Origin of the sequence: Alterirhizorhabdus solaris, from assembly GCF_007785815.1 — a bacterium.
Classification (GTDB): domain Bacteria; phylum Pseudomonadota; class Alphaproteobacteria; order Sphingomonadales; family Sphingomonadaceae; genus Alterirhizorhabdus; species Alterirhizorhabdus solaris.
The window spans coordinates 1-1,101 of the sequence record NZ_VNIM01000211.1 but is presented as its reverse complement, the minus strand read 5'-3'; the positions used below and the strand labels follow the sequence as shown (position 1 = coordinate 1,101).

The window sequence follows — 1,101 nt, the reverse complement described above, 5'->3', positions numbered from 1 at the left end:
TCCGACGACGCCCGCGCCGCCATCATCGAGAACCGCCGCCTCGCCACCGAAGCGGTGATGCCGGGGGCGATGCTGGTCACGCTGCATCAGGTCCACTCGGCCGAGGCCGTGACGGTCGACGCCCCGTTCGCGGACGAGGCCCGCCCCCATGCCGATGCGCTCGTCACCGATCGGCCGGGGTTGCTGCTCGGCATCCTCACCGCCGATTGCGTGCCGGTGCTGTTCGCGGACCGGGAGGCCGGCGTCGTCGGCGCGGCGCACGCCGGGTGGAAGGGCGCGCTCGGCGGCGTCACCGATGCCACCGTCACCGCGATGGAGGCGCTGGGCGCGCGAGCGGATCGGATCACAGCGGCGATCGGCCCGTGCATCGCGCGCGCCAGCTACGAGGTGGACGACGCCTTCCTCGCCCGCTTCTGCACGGACGACCCCGCCAACGAACGCTTCTTCACAGAGGGCGTGGCGGCGGGGCGGCACCAGTTCGACATCGAGGGCTATGTCACCGCCCGTCTCGGCGCACGCGGCCTGCGCCGGATCGAGGCGCTGGGGCTGGACACCTATGCCGACCCCGCCCGCTTCTTCAGCTACCGCCGCGCCACCCACCGGGGCGAGACGGGGTACGGCCGGCAGATCTCGCTGATCGGGCTGTAACGGCCTACCCCGCACACCGCCCGTCACCCCGCGCGCAGATACCCACGGATCGCCTCGGCCAGCGGCACCGCCACCGCCCGCCGCCGCGCCGTGGCGCCGCCGCCGCCGGCCAGCAGCCGGTCCACCGCCGGATGGGTGATGAACTCGATTTCCGCCAGCGCAGCCACCGCCGGCACCGCGCGGCCGATGTTGCCCAGCGCGCGATCGTTCAGCACGCCCAGCCCGCCGGGGCCGGAGAGCGTATCGGGCTTTACCCCGCGATCCTTGGCCCCCGCATCGATCGCGCGCAGCCCGCCGAGCAACCCCGCCTGCACCGCGCGGGCAAAGGCGATGTCGGGTGCTGCGTTCACATTGCCCTTCTCGGCGGCCCGATAGAAGGTCTCGGTGCCGCGCACCGCCGCATCGCCCGATCCGTTGAAATGCAGGCTCAGGAAGGCGCGCGATCACCTGAAC

2 protein-coding genes are annotated in these 1,101 nt (G+C 73.2%); one reads left to right on the top strand and one right to left on the bottom strand.

The window, feature by feature from the left end; all coding sequences use genetic code 11:
• The coding region (gene pgeF / locus FOY91_RS21360) for a peptidoglycan editing factor PgeF (protein WP_145156087.1) at nt 1-648 on the top strand (648 nt) is incomplete at its 5' end.
• A gap of 23 nt (nt 649-671) precedes the next feature.
• Here the strand turns inward: pgeF and FOY91_RS21355 are convergent.
• Nucleotides 672-1,073 (bottom strand): N-acetylmuramoyl-L-alanine amidase CwlD, encoded by a 402-nt coding sequence (locus FOY91_RS21355; RefSeq protein WP_275266057.1) that lies wholly within the window; start codon nt 1,071-1,073, stop codon nt 672-674.
• Nucleotides 1,074-1,101 lie beyond the last annotated feature (28 nt).